This is a genomic window from Streptomyces sp. NBC_00637 (genome assembly GCF_045161545.1).
Classification (GTDB): domain Bacteria; phylum Actinomycetota; class Actinomycetes; order Streptomycetales; family Streptomycetaceae; genus Streptomyces.
In genome coordinates this window covers 4,666,090-4,682,518 of sequence record NZ_CP109046.1, presented here as the reverse complement: position 1 = coordinate 4,682,518, position 16,429 = coordinate 4,666,090, and the positions used below count along the sequence as shown (strand labels likewise).

At 73.3% G+C, this 16,429-nt stretch carries 14 protein-coding genes; 8 read left to right on the top strand and 6 right to left on the bottom strand.

The window, feature by feature from the left end; all coding sequences use genetic code 11:
- Window positions 1–438: 438 nt before the first annotated feature.
- The gene (locus OG440_RS20630; RefSeq protein WP_406008270.1) at window positions 439–1,401 is read right to left on the bottom strand and encodes a DUF3027 domain-containing protein; all 963 of its coding nucleotides are present in this window, start codon (window positions 1,399–1,401) and stop codon (window positions 439–441) included.
- A gap of 397 nt (window positions 1,402–1,798) precedes the next feature.
- Between OG440_RS20630 and OG440_RS20625 the strand changes: the two genes are divergently transcribed.
- The 4 genes from OG440_RS20625 (at window position 1,799) to OG440_RS20610 (ending at window position 5,406) form a co-directional block, all read left to right on the top strand.
- The gene (locus OG440_RS20625) at window positions 1,799–3,232 is read left to right on the top strand and encodes an MFS transporter (RefSeq protein ID WP_406008269.1); all 1,434 of its coding nucleotides are present in this window, start codon (window positions 1,799–1,801) and stop codon (window positions 3,230–3,232) included.
- Between the two features lie 74 nt (window positions 3,233–3,306).
- Window positions 3,307–3,819, top strand: a complete 513-nt coding sequence (locus OG440_RS20620; RefSeq protein ID WP_362522819.1) for a DUF2771 domain-containing protein — start codon at window positions 3,307–3,309, stop codon at window positions 3,817–3,819.
- An 11-nt stretch (window positions 3,820–3,830) separates the two neighbouring features.
- A complete protein-coding gene (locus OG440_RS20615; protein WP_406011405.1) occupies window positions 3,831–4,538 on the top strand; it encodes a futalosine hydrolase in 708 nt (235 codons plus the stop codon).
- Window positions 4,528–5,406: a 1,4-dihydroxy-6-naphthoate synthase gene (locus OG440_RS20610; RefSeq protein WP_406008268.1), complete on the top strand. Its 879-nt coding sequence runs from the start codon at window positions 4,528–4,530 to the stop codon at window positions 5,404–5,406. Before OG440_RS20615 ends, OG440_RS20610 begins: the two co-directional genes overlap by 11 nt.
- A gap of 52 nt (window positions 5,407–5,458) precedes the next feature.
- On the opposite strand, the gene OG440_RS20605 is transcribed toward OG440_RS20610, so the two are convergent.
- Window positions 5,459–5,842 (bottom strand): cold-shock protein, encoded by a 384-nt coding sequence (locus OG440_RS20605; protein ID WP_406008267.1) that lies wholly within the window; start codon window positions 5,840–5,842, stop codon window positions 5,459–5,461.
- A 491-nt stretch (window positions 5,843–6,333) separates the two neighbouring features.
- Between OG440_RS20605 and OG440_RS20600 the strand changes: the two genes are divergently transcribed.
- Entirely contained in the window at window positions 6,334–6,585 is a 252-nt protein-coding gene (locus tag OG440_RS20600; RefSeq protein WP_406008266.1) for a hypothetical protein, read from the top strand.
- Here OG440_RS20600 and OG440_RS20595 read toward each other — a convergent pair.
- Both OG440_RS20595 and OG440_RS20590 read right to left on the bottom strand, forming a co-directional pair.
- Entirely contained in the window at window positions 6,561–7,208 is a 648-nt protein-coding gene (locus tag OG440_RS20595) for an HAD family hydrolase (protein WP_406008265.1), read from the bottom strand. The two genes, OG440_RS20600 and OG440_RS20595, sit on opposite strands and share 25 nt — an antisense overlap.
- Before the next feature lie 23 nt (window positions 7,209–7,231).
- Window positions 7,232–8,233: a hypothetical protein gene (locus OG440_RS20590; protein WP_406008264.1), complete on the bottom strand. Its 1,002-nt coding sequence runs from the start codon at window positions 8,231–8,233 to the stop codon at window positions 7,232–7,234.
- Between the two features lie 314 nt (window positions 8,234–8,547).
- Between OG440_RS20590 and OG440_RS20585 the strand changes: the two genes are divergently transcribed.
- Window positions 8,548–11,208: a helicase-associated domain-containing protein gene (locus OG440_RS20585; protein WP_406008263.1), complete on the top strand. Its 2,661-nt coding sequence runs from the start codon at window positions 8,548–8,550 to the stop codon at window positions 11,206–11,208.
- Window positions 11,209–11,448: 240 nt separating this feature from the next.
- Here OG440_RS20585 and OG440_RS20580 read toward each other — a convergent pair whose 3' ends face one another.
- Complete coding sequence (locus OG440_RS20580) at window positions 11,449–12,003, bottom strand: hypothetical protein (RefSeq protein WP_406008262.1); 555 nt, start codon at window positions 12,001–12,003, stop codon at window positions 11,449–11,451.
- Window positions 12,004–12,176: 173 nt separating this feature from the next.
- Here OG440_RS20580 and OG440_RS20575 point away from each other — a divergent pair, with 173 nt between their 5' ends.
- On the top strand, window positions 12,177–13,823 hold the full coding sequence (locus OG440_RS20575; protein WP_406008261.1) for a DNA repair helicase XPB: 1,647 nt from the start codon (window positions 12,177–12,179) through the stop codon (window positions 13,821–13,823).
- Window positions 13,824–13,833: 10 nt separating this feature from the next.
- Here the strand turns inward: OG440_RS20575 and OG440_RS20570 are convergent, their stop codons facing one another.
- A complete protein-coding gene (locus OG440_RS20570) occupies window positions 13,834–14,034 on the bottom strand; it encodes a hypothetical protein (protein WP_406008260.1) in 201 nt (66 codons plus the stop codon).
- A 402-nt stretch (window positions 14,035–14,436) separates the two neighbouring features.
- On the opposite strand from OG440_RS20570, the gene OG440_RS20565 reads away from it, so the two are divergent.
- Window positions 14,437–16,419, top strand: a complete 1,983-nt coding sequence (locus tag OG440_RS20565) for a HelD family protein (RefSeq protein ID WP_406011404.1) — start codon at window positions 14,437–14,439, stop codon at window positions 16,417–16,419.
- Window positions 16,420–16,429: the final 10 nt, after the last annotated feature.

The window sequence follows — 16,429 nt, the reverse complement described above, 5'->3', positions numbered from 1 at the left end:
CCGGACGGCGAGCAAGGCGGGACGAACCCCACCTGGACCACCCGGGAACCACGGAAACGTCCGGAGGCGCCCTCGGCGCCGGTGGCGGCGCCGCAGGCTCCGGGAGTCCCGGGCGACGGCTCGGCTCCGGCGAACAGTCGAGGGCGCCGGCCGCCGGCCGCGCTGGTCAACCCGCTAGTCAACCCGTTGGCCAACCCGTTGGCCAACAAGCGTGGGCACACGCCCGTTGGCACGAGTGCGGCCGGAGGACGCGAAGGGCCCGGGAACACCAGGGGCCGCAGAACCAGGGGCCCAGAACACGGAGGCCCGAGAACACCCGAAGCCAAAGGACTCCGGAAGCCGGAGGACCAGCGGAGGACTCAGAGGGTCCAAGCCCCAGGCGGCCCAAGCCCCAGGCGACCCCTGGCACCAGGCGGCCCGACGCCCCGAGGGCGTGCCCTACGAGTGGCCCAGTTCCGCCGTGTCCTCGTCCGTCGTGTCCGGCACCGACCCCGAATCCGGGGCCGGGCGCAGGGGGAACGGGTCGACCCGGGTCTCGTCGATCACCGGCGGCGCGGGCCGCGGGGGCGTCGGCATGACCGCCGCCTCCGAGTGACCGCCGCAGCCGTAGGCCAGCGAGACCACCCGGCCGTCCGCCGGGGAGAACTCGTTGGCGCACACGCCGAAGGCCTGACCGAGGGAGCCGCCGATGGGCGTGAGGAAACCGCAGCTCACACAGGACGCGGGGGCCGCCTGGGCCATGGGGGTCTTGGGGCCGAAGCCGTCCTCCCAGCGGTCCGCCGCGGTGTGCAGACCGTAGCGGGAGAGGACCCGGGCGCGCCGCAGGCCCAGCTCCTCGGCGACCGCGGCGATGGTGCCCCGGCGCGGGGCCGCCGGAAGCGCCGCGGGCGGGGCCGGCGTCACCTCCGCGTCCTCCGCCTCCACCAGCTCGGCCATCTCCTCGGAGAGGGGCGAGTTCGGCGTCGGCTCGTCCGAGTCGAAGTAACCCGGCTGCAGACGCGGATCGTCCTCACCGGTGTAGCCGGGCTCCAGACGCAGGTCCTCCGCGTCCGTGGGCAGCAGGTCGCCGGGGCCCATGTCACCCGGACGCAGCCGGTCGCTCCACGGAACCCACTCGGGGGCCAGGACCGCGTCCGGACCGGGCAGCAGCACCACCTCGTCGAGCGTGACGACCTTGGCGCGCGACGCCCGTGCCACCGTCGCCGCCCAACGCCAGCCGCGGTAGCCCAGCTCCTTGCACTCGAAATAGTGGGTGACCACCCGGTCGCCCTCGGAGACCATCCCCGCATGCTCGCCGACCACGCCGGGGGCGGCAGCCTCCTCGGCTGCGGCGCGTGCGAGGTCGACGGCCTCGGCGCACAGGCGGTCGGGGGTGCGGCTTCGCGTGGTCGCTGCGCTCACAGGTATCGCTTCTCTCCTACGCCGTCTCTCGGTGCGCCGGCCTGAAGGCGGCGGGTGCGAACGGAGCGGCTGGAGGTACCTCCCAGGCTCAGAGGCACTGGGGGAGGGCCGCGTCGACGTTCGCGCCCGATCGCGCTCGGGCGCGCCTGCTGTCATCCATTCTGCGGGATGGCCGGGAGGCGCGCGGCCGAGAACAATCGCCACGGCGCGCTACGCACGCTACCTGCTCGCGGACGCTCGGCCTACACCGACGGGACGTTTACCGCTCACAGAAGCCGTCGAACCACCGCCGAACGACCCCCGAACCACCTCCTGGGCGGCCCGGCGCGGGGACGATCACACGCCCATACGCGCGGTAACCGCACTACGTACCGCTTTTCCGGGGCACTATGACGGGGTGGCAGCCGCAAGGACACCCCAGGGCGCCACCGGGATCGGTGCGACGAAGGGGAACAAGGGGAGGAGCCGGGTGAGCGGTTCGGGCCGGATGAGCGGGTCCGTCCGCGCGGTGGGCCGTGCCCTGCACTTCCCGTTCACCGGCACCGCCCGCGGAATCCGGAAGGCCACCCACGCGCACGGCGCCGGCGAGTCCGGCCTCGGCAAGCTGATCGAGCTGCACGGCGTGAACGGCGCCGGCGACGTCATGATCACCATCGCGCTGGCCTCCACCGTGTTCTTCTCGGTCCCCACGGACGAGGCCCGCGGACGCGTCGCGCTCTACCTCGCCATCACCATGGCCCCCTTCACCGTCCTCGCCCCCGTCATCGGCCCCCTGCTCGACCGGATCCCGCACGGCCGGCGCGCCGCCATGGCCGGCGCCATGCTGGCCCGGGCGCTCCTCGCGCTCATCCTGTCCGGCGCCGTCGTCACCGGCAGTATCGAGCTGTACCCGGCCGCGCTCGGCGTGCTCGTCGCCTCCAAGGCGTACGGGGTGGTCCGAAGCGCCGTGGTGCCCCGGCTGCTGCCACCCCGGTTCTCCCTGGTCAAGGCCAACTCACGGGTCACCCTCGGCGGCCTCCTCGCCACCGGGATCGCCGCGCCCGTCGGGGCGGGACTCCAGGCCCTCGGCCCGCGCTACCCGCTCTACGGCGCCTTCCTGATCTTCGTGGCCGGCACGTTCCTGTCCTTCTCCCTGCCCCGCAAGGTCGACTCCGCCAAGGGCGAGGCCGTCGCCCTGCTCGCCGCCGACGAGCAGCACCTGCACGGTCCACACCGGCAGCCGGTGAAACGGCCGGGCCTCAGGACCGTCGGCATCGCCGTCACGCACGCCCTCGGCGCCAACGCCGCCCTGCGGTGGCTGTCCGGATTCCTCACCTTCTTCCTGGCGTTCCTGCTGCGCGAACACCCGCTGACCGGACAGAGCGCGGCCGTGTCGCTCGGCATGGTGGCGGTCTCGGCCGGCGTGGGCAACGCGCTCGGGACCGCCGTGGGGGCCTGGCTGCGCTCCAAGGCCCCGGAGCTGATCATCGTGACCGTCGTCGCCGTCGTGCTCGGCGCCGCGATCACCGCCGCGGTGTTCTTCGGGGCGTTCCTGGTGGCCTGCATGGCGGCGGTCGCCGGGTTCTCACAGGCCCTCGCCAAGCTGTCGCTGGACGCGCTGATCCAGCGGGACGTGCCCGAGCTGGTGCGCACCTCGGCGTTCGCCCGCTCGGAGACGCTGCTCCAGGTGTGCTGGGTGTTCGGCGGCGCGGTCGGCATCGTGATGCCCCTCAACGGCGCGCTCGGCCTGTCGGTGGCCGCCGCCGTGGTCGCGCTGGGCTGGCTGACCACGGTCCGCGGCCTGCTGTCCTCGGTGCGGCACGGGGGCGGCGCGCAACCCCGCGTGGCGTAACCGCGTGGCGCAACACACAGCCACGCGGCCCCCCACGTAAAGAGACGGCTGGACGTGCCCGATAGCCTTCCGCCATGACCACGATGCCCCGCGGCGGAGCCGCTGATGTACCTGGCGTCGCGCGACGCCGCCGCGTCGTCGCCGCCGCCGGCGCCGTTTCCGCCGGACTGCTCGTCCTGTCGGCCTGCGACAAGCCGACGCCGCTGTCCACGATCACCGTCGGCCGCACCTCGGTCAGCGCCGAGGCCACCTGTGGCGGGGAGGGCGACACCCTCCAGGCCGCCGCGCTGACCAAGTGCCTCGCCGACAAGGACATCAAGTCGATCACCGTCGACCCGGACGAGACCGTCCGCTTCGGCGTCGACCCCGACGTGGCCGACAAGCGCTGGACGATCCTGATGAACGGTCAGCCGCTCACCGAGGACAGCGACAAGACCTACCGCACGATCCCGGGCAGCGTGTTCTTCAACGCCCAGTACGGCGCCCAGGGCGACTCCACCCTCGTCTCCATCAAGGCCGGCGACGGGAAGAAGGACAGCCAGGCGGTCACCGGCCTGTGGTCGTTCAAGCTCAAGAAGGACGACTGACCACGTCCCGCATCCGCGTCCTCGTGGCCACCGCGGTCCCCGCCGAACGGGACGCGGTGGCCCGGGCGCTGCCCGGCCCCGGCACACAGGCGCGCCTGCCGGGTGTCACCCTGCACCGCACGGGCGAGACCCTCGACCTCCTCGCCGCCGGGGTCGGCCCGGCCCTGGCCGCCGCCTCCGTCTCCGCCGCCCTCACGGCCGCCGCGCTGAGCGGCGACCCCTACGGCCTCGTCGTCTCGACGGGCATCGCCGGCGGCTTCGCGCCCGCCGCCCCCGTCGGCTCCCTGGTCCTCGCCGACGAGATCACCGCCGCCGACCTGGGCGCCGAGACCGCCGACGGCTTCCTGCCCGTCACCGACCTGGGCTTCGGCGCCGTCACCCACCGTCCGCCCGAATCCCTCGTAAGGGAGGCCGCGGCCGCAACCGGGGCGCTGACCGGCGCCGTCCTGACCGTCTCCACGGTCACCGGCAGCGCCGCCCGGGCCGCCGTCCTGCGCGAGACGCACCCCCGTGCCCTGGCCGAGGCCATGGAGGGCTTCGGGGTCGCCGAGGCCGCCGCCGCGCACGGCGTACCCGTGCTGGAGATCCGCGCGGTCTCCAACCCCGTCGGCCCGCGCGACCGCGACACCTGGCGCATCGGCGCGGCGCTCGCCGCCCTGACCACGGCCTTCGGGAAGCTCACCCCCGTCCTGGAGAGTTGGAACCCACATGACCGGTGACCATCTGAAGATCGCGTACTCGCCCTGCCCGAACGACACGTTCGTCTTCGACGCCCTCGCCCACGGCCGGGTGCCGGGCGCGCCCGGGTTCGACGTGACGTTCGCGGACATCGACATCACCAACGGCATGGCCGAGCGCGGCGAGTTCGACGTGCTGAAGGTGTCGTACGCCGTGCTGCCGTACGTCCTCGACGAGTACGCGCTGCTGCCGTGCGGTGGCGCGCTGGGCCGGGGCTGCGGGCCGCTGGTGCTGACCCGCGAGGCCGGGGCCGGGGGCGCCTCCCCCGCCGTCGGCGCCGGGGGCCTGGCCGGGCGCACGGTCGCCGTGCCGAGCGAGACGTCGACGGCGTACCTGCTGTTCCGGCTCTGGGCGGCGGAGACGGTCCCGGGGGGCGTCGGCGAGATCGTCGTCATGCCGTTCCACGAGATCATGCCGGCCGTGCGGGACGGAAAGGTCGACGCGGGGCTGGTGATCCACGAGGCCCGCTTCACCTACCGCGACTACGGGCTGCGCAAGCTCGCGGACATGGGCGAGCACTGGGAGTCCGTGACCGGTCTGCCGATCCCGCTCGGCGCCATCATCGCCAAGCGCTCACTGGGCGGCCAGACCCTCACCCGGCTCGCCGACTCGATCCGCGCGTCCGTACGCGCCGCCTGGGACGCCCCCGAGGTCTCCCGCCCGTACGTCATGGAACACGCCCAGGAAATGGACCCGTCCGTCGCGGACCGGCACATCGGTCTGTACGTCAACGAGTTCACGGCGGACCTGGGCGAGGACGGCTATGCCGCGGTCCGGGGATTGCTGACGCGCGCGGCGGCCGAGGGGCTGTTGCCGCCCCTCGGTCCGGACGCGCTCGATTTCCCGTGACACCCACACCCACACCCTCGCCGGATACGGAATTCCCGTCGGCCGGTACCGGTCAGACGTCCAACTGGTCGGCGACCGCACGCAGCAGACCGGCGATCTGCTTGCCGGAGGTCTTCTCCGGGTAACGGCCCCTCTCGAGCATCGGCGTGATGTTCTCGAGGAGCGTGGTCAGATCCTGGACGATGGAGGCCAGTTCGTCGGGCTTCTTGCGCTGTGCGGCGGCGACCGAGGGGGTCGGGTCGAGAATGACGACGGAGAGCGCCTGGTCGCCGCGCTGTCCGGCGACGACGCCGAACTCCACTCGCTGGCCCGGCTTCAGTGCCTCGACTCCGGCAGGCAGGACGGAGGAATGGACGAAGACGTCACCGCCGTCGTCACGGGAGAGAAAGCCGAAGCCCTTCTCGGTGTTGAACCACTTGACCTTGCCAGTCGGCAAAGCACACACTCCCTCGATCACTCCCGGACTGACCCGGACGCCGTTGAACTAGCCGTCGTGCAACCTTACCGGGGGTCTCTCCACCTCGACATGCCTTAAAACGAGGCTGAGCCTCCGCCTGCGTCGACAGAGGCTCAAAGTGACGGGGAGCGCCGGTAAGCCACGAACGGTTCTCCAGACGGCTCTGGACGCCGTCGAGGACGCGTGCCTGGATCGTGTCCCACTCGGCCTCGGCGAAGACGGCTGTCATGCGAGCCGTCGTCTTTCCCTGAGGGGTGGACAGGTCGAAACCCCCTTCCACGCACACGACGTACTGCCGTCGGAGTCGGCGGACAGGCGCAGACAGGCGAGGTGACCCAGGCCGGGTGTCATGAGAGAAGGCTGGCCGGAACCACATGCCTGACCGACCGGTACACCTTTGCCGGTAGGCACGTCGCGCAGCTGCCCGAAGCTGCTTCTCGACTCTTCGGGCAGGGAACTACCCTGGTCCGGTGCGTGACAAAACCCAAACGAATTCCGCCGCTCCCGGTGACCGACTGATCCGTGCCGGCGCCATCGTCTTCTTCGTCGGCGCCGTGGCCACACTGGTCACTGTCGCCCCGCTTTTCTTCGACGCCTCGCCTTTTCCGACGTACATGTTCGGAATGAGCATGCTCATGGGCGTCGGTTTCCTCGTCGCGGGCGCCGGTGTCCTGCGGTCGATCGCCGCGGGCCGGCGTCAGGCGCGGGGTGCGGCGGGGTAGTCGGCCAGGTGGCCGGAGAGCCAGGCCGGGAATTCGGTGAGGTCGGTGAGCACGACATCCGCACCGGCCGTCCGCAGTTCCTCCGCACCGACCGGCCCGGTCGGCACGGTGACCGACAGCGCCCCGGCGGCACGCGCGCCGCGCACGTCGCCCACGTGGTCGCCGACGTAGACGCTCGCGCCGTGCTCGCGCAGCGCCTGCGCCTTCTGCTCGGCCCACAGGTCGCCGATGACCGCGTCGGGGCCGAGGCGCAGGTGCTCCACCTGGAGCTTGGCGTTGGGCTCGTGCTTGGCGGTGACGATGATCGCGCGCCCGCCGGCCGCCCGTACCGCCTCGATCGACTCGCGGGCGCCGGGCAGCGCGGTCGCGCCGGTGACGCCGTGCTCGGGGTACAGCGAGCGGTACAGGTCGGCCACGGCCGCGATCCGCTCCGCCGGGTACCAGTGGGCGAGTTCCGTCTCGGGCGGTGGCCCGAGACGGGTGACCACCAGGTCGGCGTCGATGTACGTCCCCGTCCGCTCGGCGAGCGCCAGGTAGGTGGCGCGGATGCCGGGCCGGGAGTCGATGAGGGTCATGTCGAGGTCGAAGCCGACGGTGAGCGCGGGTGACGTCATGCGGCCCATTCTGCCTGGCCGGTACACGCTTCCTACCTCGGTTTCTGTGACCGCCAGACCAGGAACAGCGCCGACGCGACGGCCGCACCCCGGATCACCCACGGCCAGGTCTGGGCGACGGCGTCGTTCATGTGCCCGTCCGCGATGGGGTCGCCCCAGCGCCCCTCGGACCGTCCCCACAGCCAGACGAGTCCGGCCGTGAGCGCCAGCCCCGGCAGCCCCATCACGGCGAACTTCGTCTCGCGTTCGGTCAGCCGGCGCGAGGCGTAGGCGATGAGCCACCCCAGGATCAGCCCGAACCAGTTCCCGAGGACCGCGCCGACGACGAGACAGGCGGCGGCGATCAGCAGCAGGGGGTTGCTCCAGCGGGCCCGCTCCCCGGCGGGCGGGCGGCGAAGCAGCCGAAGCCGGCGCCGGCGCGGCCGACCGCCGTCCTCGTCCGCACCCGGCTCCCCCGCGGCCTCCTCCCGCTTCTCCCGCTCCTCCCGCTCCTCTTCCAATTTCCTGGGCCGTGGGGGCTTGAGCAGGTCCGGGATCTCCACTCCGCCGACGAACCCGGGCACGTCCTCGCCGATGCCCAGCGGGGTCGGCTCGTTCAGCCACCAGTCGGGCGTCTCGCGGCTGTCCCCCAGCTCGTGCGCGGGCGCGCGGTGCGGCGGGGACGCGACGTCGGAGGGGGCGGCGGGGGGCGGCGCGCCGGTCCGGGGCCGCGGCACGCGCCTGATTCTCTTCGGCGGCTCCGGCTCCTCCTCGCGGTCACGCTGTACGGGTACGGAGGGCGCCGGCGTCTGCGGCGCGTCGCCGCCCCGGTCGACAGCGGCCGCGACGATGTCGTCCGGGCTGCCGAGGCGGTCGATGATGCGGCGGACGGCGGCGGGCGAGTCGACGGCCGCCTTCGCCCGGCGCCGGTCGATCTCGTTGCGCAGCTCGGAGACGAGCCGCATCCGCGTGGCCGACGACAACTGCCGCTGCTGCGCGACATCCCCGACCCGGCTCAGATACTCGTAGACGACTTGGTCGCTCTCGATCCCCACGGGAAGACGCTATCGCGCACCCCCGCCCGAACCAGCCCACGGGACACCGCCGATCCGCAGCGCCTCACATCGCGCGACGTGTGCGAGGCCGGCGATCGAGTGCCGCTCACGCCACGCAGCCCCCGGGAACGCCGAAGGTCGAGCGCCGGTCCGCGTCACCCGCCCGGTGCGCGGCCGGCGGTCGGAACGTCGGCGGTCGGGTGCCGGTCGCACCGTTCATCCCGTCCGGCGATCGAGGACAAGGCCCTTTCAGGGCCGAAGCGGGGGTCCGGGGGCGCAGCCCCCGGGGGACGCCAACCGCTACCGTGGGCAAGATGAGCACCGAGGACCAGCGGGCCCCCCGCTCCCTAGCGGCAGCGCTCCGCGCCCGGGACGACGCGTCCCTTGCCGCACTCCTGCGCGCCCGCCCCGACCTCATCACCCCGGTCCCCACCGACCTCACCCAGCTCGCCACCCGCGCAGCGACCCGCGCCTCCGTCGTCCGCGCGCTGGAGCGGCTCGACCGTTTCGCCCTCCAGACCGCGGAGGCGCTGGCCGTGGCCGGTGATCCGGCGACGTACGCCGAGCTGCTCGGGCTGATGGCGGGCGACGCCGGTGACCAGGCAGTCGCCGACGCCCTGCCCGGCGCCCTGGCGGCCCTGCGCGAACAGGCCCTGGTCTGGGGTGACGAAGGCAGCCTCCGTCTCGTGCGCACCGCCCGGGAGCTGCTCGCGCCGTCCGCGCAGCACCCGTCGCCGACGGGGCTGGGGCCGAGCGTGCGGGAGGCGACGGCGGGCATGTCGCCGGGCCGGATCCAGGAGCTGGTGGCGACGGCGGGGCTGCCGTCCACGCATGACTCGGTGTCCGCCGTCGGGGCGCTCACCGCCCTGTTCAGCCACCGCAAGAAGATGAGCGCCCTGCTGGCGAAGGCGCCGGCCGACTCCGTCGACGTCCTGAAGCGGCTGATGTGGGGGCCGCCGTACGGACAGGTCACGGCCGATCCGGCGGCGCGGCTGCGCTGGCTGCTCGATCGTGGGCTGCTGCTGCCGACGGCGCCCGGGACCGTCGTGCTGCCTCGGGAGGTCGCCCTGCATCTGCGCGGGGGCCGGGCCCACCGCACGGCCGAGCCGGTGCCGCCGGCCGTCGAGGCGGGCGCCACGCATCGTCCCCAGGTGGTGGACGCGACGGCGGCCGGGCAGGCCTACACGGCGCTGGCGACCGTGGAGGAGCTGCTGAAGGACTGGCACGAGGGCGGTCCCGCGGTGCTGCGGGCCGGCGGGCTGAGCGTGCGGGACCTCAAGCGGACGGCCGTCGCTCTCGACGTGTCGGAGCCGATGGCCGCGTTCTGGGTGGAGCTGGCGTACGCGGCCGGGCTGCTCGCCTCCGACGGGGAGGCCGACGAGCGGTACGCGGCCACGCCGGAGTACGACGAGTGGCTGGAACGGCCGCCCGCCGACCGGTGGGCCCAGCTGGCGCAGGCGTGGCTGGCGGCGACCCGGACGTCCGGGGTGGTCGGCGGCCGGGATCTGAAGGAGCGGGCGCTGTCGGCGCTGGGGCCGGGCCTGGACCGGTCCGCCGCGCCGGAGGTGCGTCATCGGGTGCTGGCCTTGCTGGCCGGGCTGCCGGAGGGCGCCGCACCGGATCCGGAGGCGGTGCTGGCCCGGTTGCGCTGGGAGCGCCCGTTGCGCGGAGCGCAGGGGCAGCAGAGCGCACCGGGTCACCAGGGTGCGCAGGGCTCGCAAGGTTCGCCGGGTGCTCAGGGTTCGCCGGGTGACGACGATCTGCGGTCCCGGCTGGCCCGTTGGACGCTGACCGAGGCCGAGCTGCTGGGCGTGACCGGCCGGGGTGCGCTGTCGGCGCACGGGCGGGCCCTGCTGGGGGCACGTTCCGCGGCCGGATCGGCCCCGTCCCCCACCACCGCCGCCGGTCTCACCACCGCCACGGCCGGCGCTGCCGCCGCCCCGAGCGGCCCCGGCGACAAGCTGCCCGTCCCGCACCGCGCGAGCGCCGCCGGTGCCCCGGCCGCGCCCCTCTCGCCCGCCGAGCAGGCCGTGGCCACCGCGGCCGCCGCCCGGCTGCTCGCGCCGCTGCTCCCCGAGCCCCTGGACCACGTCCTGCTCCAGGCGGATCTGACCGCGGTCGCCCCCGGCCCGCTGCGGCGCCCGCTGGCCGATGTGCTGAGCGTTCTCGCGGACGTCGAGTCGAAGGGCGGTGCGACGGTCTACCGCTTCACCCCGGGTTCGGTGCGCCGCGCCCTGGACGCCGGCCGCAGTGCCTCCGACCTTCAGGCCTTCCTCACCGAGCACTCCCGTACGCCGGTGCCGCAGCCGTTGGCGTACCTGATCGACGACGTGGCCCGGCGGCACGGCCATCTGCGGGTGGGCGCGGCCTCGGCCTACGTCCGCTGCGACGACGACGCCCTGCTGAACGAGATCCTCGCCGACAAGCGTGCCGCCGCGTTGCGTCTGCGCCGCCTGGCCCCGACGGTGCTCGCCACCCAGGCCGACCCTGCGGCCCTCCTCGAGGGCCTGCGGGCGATGGGTTTCGCGCCCGCCGCCGAGTCGGCCGAGGGGGACGTCCTGATCACTCGGGCGCATGCCCACCGCACGCCGCCCCGTACGGCTCCGGAGCCGGTGCCGGACGGGCCGCCGGTTCCCGACACCACGCTGCTCACCGCGGCGATCCGCGCGATCCGGGCCGGTGACCTGGCCGCCACCGCCCCCCGCAAGGCGACCGACGACGCCGCCCCGCTCGCCCCCGGCGAACTTCCCCGGACCAGCTCGGCCGAGACCCTCGCGACCATGCAGGCCGCCGTCCTGACCGGTGAGGCCCTGTGGGTCGGCTACGTCAACGCCGAGGGCACCGCCAGCCAGCGCGTCATCGCGCCGGTGCGGGTGGAGGGCGGCTTCGTGACGGCGTACGACCACACGGCGGACGAGGTCCGCACGTATCCGCTGCACCGGATCACGGGGGTCGCGGAACTGGCGGACGACTGACGTCCGTCCGCGCTCGCCGTGGCCGCCGCGACCCCCGGAGCCTTCCGCGAGGTCGCGGGGAGCCGAGCGAGCGGGCGCGGTGCCGAGCGAGGGCAGGCGGTGCCGAGCCAGGTCGCGCGAAAGTCAGTCGGTATCGGGCGAGGTCGGTCGGGGCCGGGCGGAGTCAGTCGGGGGCCGGGCCTGGCCGGGCCTGGCCGGGCCTGGCCGGGCGGGGGCGGGGGCGGGCAGTCGGCCGTCCGGTCAGCATTCCCCGACCGTGGCGTCCACGGGCAGGCCGAAGTGGGCGCGGGCGGTGGCCTCCAGGGTGCGGGAGGACATCGGGTCCTGGAGGGAGGACCTGGTGAAGACCCCGAAGTGGGACTCCGTCCACCGCGCGTACCCGGCGCCGTCCGGCGGTTCCTCCCGGGCGACGACCCGGTAGCCCCCGGCGGCCGTCTCGTCCCGCTCCAGCCGGACCACCTGCGGGTACTGTCCGGCGCCGCACTCGACCAGGTTGTCGTCCTGTACCCCGTACTCGACGCACAGCGTGTTGACGCCGGCCCGCACCTCGCCCGCGTGTTCCTCCAGTTCGAGTGCCTCGGCGCGGCAGAACCAGCGTGTGTCGAGCGCGGGCACCGTCTCGCCCTCGCGGCCGCCCCGTGACTCCGCCGCGATCCTGGCCTCGATCACCGGCCGCACCTCGCTCCACAGCCTTCCGTCGATGGCCGCGGGCCACATCACCCAGGTGCCCGTGGCCGCCAGGACCGCCGCGGCTCCCACGCCGACCGCGCCTCTGCGGAACGACAGGACCGACATACCGTGACTCCCCACCGCGTCGCGTACATCGCGCTGCTCCCCCGGTCAGACCCACGAACGCAGGTCAGGGTTGCGCGGGGCCGCCGGGAAGAAGCGGACCCCCGCTCCGGCGCGTCGTACGGCACACTGGAGGTTTGGCCCGTGCGGAAGGGCCGCGCGAAGGGATGGCGTACGTGAACGGACCGCTGATCGTCCAGTCGGACAAGACTCTGCTCCTGGAGGTCGACCACGAGCAGGCGGACGACTGCCGCCGTGCCATCGCGCCGTTCGCGGAGCTGGAGCGGGCGCCGGAGCACATCCACACCTACCGGCTGACGCCGCTGGGGCTGTGGAACGCGCGGGCCGCCGGGCACGACGCCGAGCAGGTCGTGGACGCGCTCGTGCAGTACAGCCGCTACCCGGTGCCGCACGCGCTGCTCGTCGACATCGCCGAGACGATGGACCGCTACGGCCGTCTGACCCTGAGCAAGCACCCGGCGCACGGGCTCGTGCTCACCACCACCGACCGGCCGGTGCTGGAGGAGATCCTGCGCTCCAAGCGGGTCGCTCCGCTGGTGGGTGTGCGGATCGACCCGGACAGCGTGGCCGTGCATCCCTCCGAGCGCGGGCAGATCAAGCAGACGCTGCTGAAGCTGGGCTGGCCGGCCGAGGACCTCGCGGGGTACGTCGACGGCGAGGCGCACCCGATCGAGCTGGCCGAGGACGGCTGGGCGCTGCGGCCCTACCAGAAGCAGGCGGTGGAGAACTTCTGGCACGGCGGCAGCGGGGTCGTGGTCCTGCCGTGCGGTGCGGGCAAGACCCTCGTCGGCGCCGGGGCGATGGCCCAGGCGAAGTCGACGACGCTGATCCTGGTGACGAACACCGTCTCCGCGCGGCAATGGAAGCACGAGCTGGTGAAGCGGACGTCGCTGACCGAGGAGGAGATCGGCGAGTACAGCGGGACGAGGAAGGAGATCCGGCCCGTCACCATCGCCACGTACCAGGTGCTGACGACCCGGCGGAAGGGCGTCTACCCGCACCTGGAGCTGTTCGACTCCCGGGACTGGGGGCTCATCCTCTACGACGAGGTGCACCTGCTGCCGGCGCCGGTCTTCAAGTTCACGGCGGATCTCCAGGCGCGCCGCCGGCTCGGGCTGACCGCGACCCTCGTCCGCGAGGACGGCCGTGAGTCCGACGTGTTCTCCCTGATCGGACCGAAGCGCTTCGACGCGCCGTGGAAGGAGATCGAGGCGCAGGGCTACATCGCGCCCGCGGACTGTGTGGAGGTCCGGGTCAATCTGACGGACTCCGAGCGGCTGGCGTACGCGACCGCCGAGACGGAGGAGAAGTACCGCTTCTGCGCGACGACGGCGACGAAGCGGAAGGTGACGGAGGCGCTCGTCCGCCGCTTCGCGGGGCAGCAGATCCTGGTCATCGGCCAGTACATCGACCAGCTGGACGAGCTGGGCGAGCATCTGAACGCCCCGGTGATCAAGGGCGAGACCTCGAACGCGCAGCGCGAGAAGCTCTTCAACGCCTTCCGGGAGGGCGAGATCAGCGTGCTGGTGGTGTCCAAGGTCGCGAACTTCTCGATCGACCTGCCGGAGGCGACGGTCGCCATCCAGGTGTCGGGCACCTTCGGCTCCCGGCAGGAGGAAGCCCAGCGTCTGGGCCGTGTGCTGCGCCCGAAGGCGGACGGCCACCAGGCCCACTTCTACTCGGTGGTGGCCCGGGACACCCTGGACCAGGACTTCGCGGCGCACCGCCAGCGCTTCCTGGCGGAACAGGGATACGCGTACCGGATCATGGACGCGGACGAGCTGCTCGCGGGTGAGGCCTGAGGGGCTCTGGTCACCTACGGCGGCGGATGCCCGCCTCCTCGCCGTACTCGCCGTACTCGCCGAGGATGATCACGTCGAAGGCGGCGCTCGCGAAGACCTTCACGGCGCGCAGGGCGTCGCCGAGTCGGTGGCGGTGCAGGTCGGGCGTATCGGACAGGGAGGTCGCGCCGGACGGGCGACCGGGGGCCGGGGTGAGGGTCGCAGCACTCATGTCTCCATGATGCGACCCGGGGCATAAAGGGGGCATCGGTCGCAGGTCCCCATTCGGGGTAGTCCCCGGGTACACCTTTCGGCGGGGTGGTCCCCTACGGGACGGGGGGCCGTCCTCGGGGTGCGGGGCGGGGGCCCGGATTAATGCGTTGGCCCGCCCCTCCCCGGTTCACCTACAATCTCCGCTCTTGCCCGCCTCCCTTCCCGGAGTGCCGCCGTCCGGACGGAAACCGGACGGACTCACCGCAGCGCCCCCCTCAGCCGGTCCGGAGGCACCCCCTTGTCCACGCCGTCCACGCCGTCCACATCGCCCGCAGCGCCCGCAGCGCCCACGTCTGTCGACGGCGATCCGCTCGCCCGCGAACGCGCCCACCTCGCCTCCTCCCGGGGCGCCCTGCGTGCCATGCGCGAGGACGCGGAGTCCCTCGACATCCGCGACGTCACCGCGAACTGGGTCAACGCCCAGATCCTGGAGCGTCAGATCGGCGAGCGGATCAAGGCGCTGGCCGACCTCAGCGACACCCCGCTGTTCTTCGGCCGGCTGGACTACCTGCACGCTCCCGGCGCCGAGCGGGCCGAGGGCGCGGAGGGGGAGCAGTTCTACATCGGGCGCCGGCACGTGCACGACGCCGGCGGGGACCCGATGGTCATCGACTGGCGGGCGCCGGTCTCGCAGCCGTTCTACCGGGCCTCGAAGAAGGACCCGATGGACGTCGGGCTGCGCCGCCGCTTCGGTTACACCGGCGGCGACCTCACCGCCTACGAGGACGAGCACCTCTCCGACCCGGCGGAGGCGGCGCACACCAGCAAGCTGCTCCAGCGCGAGATCGAGCGCCCGCGTGTCGGACCGATGCGTGACATCGTCGCCACCATCCAGCCCGAGCAGGACGAGATCGTGCGCAGCGGGCTGGGCGGGTCGGTCTGCGTCCAGGGAGGGCCGGGGACCGGTAAGACGGCCGTCGGTCTGCACCGGGTGGCGTATCTGCTGTACGCCCACCGTGAGCGGCTCGCCCGTACCGGCACGCTGGTCATCGGGCCGAACCGGTCCTTCCTCCACTACATCGAGCAAGTGCTGCCCGCGCTGGGCGAGTTGACGGTGCGACAGGGAACGGTCGACGACCTGGTGGCCCATGTCGAGGTTCGGGGCACGGACGACGCGGCGGCGGCGGTCGTCAAGGGCGACGCGAGGATGGCGGAGGTGCTGCGGCGGGCCGTGTACGCGCACGTCACCCTGCCGCACGAACCGCTCGTCGTCGTGCGCGGCTCGCGGCGATGGCGGCTTCCGGCGTACGAACTCGAGGAGATGGTGCGTGAGTTGCTGGAGCGGGACATCCGCTACGGCGCCGCCCGCGAGGCGCTGCCGCAGCGCATCGCGCACGCGATCCTGGTGCAGATGGAACGCTCGGGCGAGGCCCCGGACGACCGGGTGCAGGACGCCGTCGCCCGCAACAGCGCGGTGAAGGCGGCCGTGAAGGCGGTCTGGCCGGCCGTCGATCCCGTGAAGCTGGTGCTGCGTCTGCTCACGGACGCGGATTTCCTCGCCGAGCACGCGCAGGGCGTGCTGAGCGAGGACGAACAGAAGACCATCCTGTGGGCGTCGTCGGGATCCGGCGGCAGGCCGGTGCGGTCCGTGAAGGCGGCCAGGTGGTCGGCGGCGGACGCGGTGCTGATCGACGAGGCGACCGACATCGTCGAGCGCACCCACTCCCTCGGTCATGTGGTCCTGGACGAGGCGCAGGACCTGTCCCCCATGCAGTACCGGGCGGTCGGCCGCCGCTGCACGACGGGGTCGGCGACCGTGCTGGGCGACCTGGCGCAGGGCACCACCCCGTGGGCGACCCGGAGCTGGGAGGAGGCGCTCGGCCACCTGGGCAAGGCGGACGCGGTGATCGAGGAACTGACGGCGGGTTTCCGCGTGCCGACGGACGTCATCACCTACGCCTCACGCCTGCTCCCGCACATCGCGCCGGGACTGACGCCCGTCGCCTCGGTCCGCGAGAACCCCGGCTTCTTCGACCTCCGGCCGGTCGCCGGCACCGCCGAAGTCGTCGCGGCCTGCGAGGAGTTGCTGCGCAACGAGGGCTCCACGGGCCTGATCGCGGCCGACGCCCGGATCCCGGCGCTGGCCGAGGCGCTGACCGCGTCGGGCATCGGCCATCTCACCCCCGGTGAGGAGACCACGGCCGAGACCCGTCTCACCCTGGTCCCGGCCTCCCTGGCGAAGGGGCTGGAGTACGACTACGTCGTCCTGGACGAACCCCGGGCGGTGGTCGACGGCGAACCGGACGAGCGGACGGGCCTTCGGCGGCTGTACGTGGCGCTGACCCGAGCGGTGTCGGGCCTGATCGTGACGCACGCGGCCCCACTGCCGCCCCAGCTCGACTGACCGGCCCCGG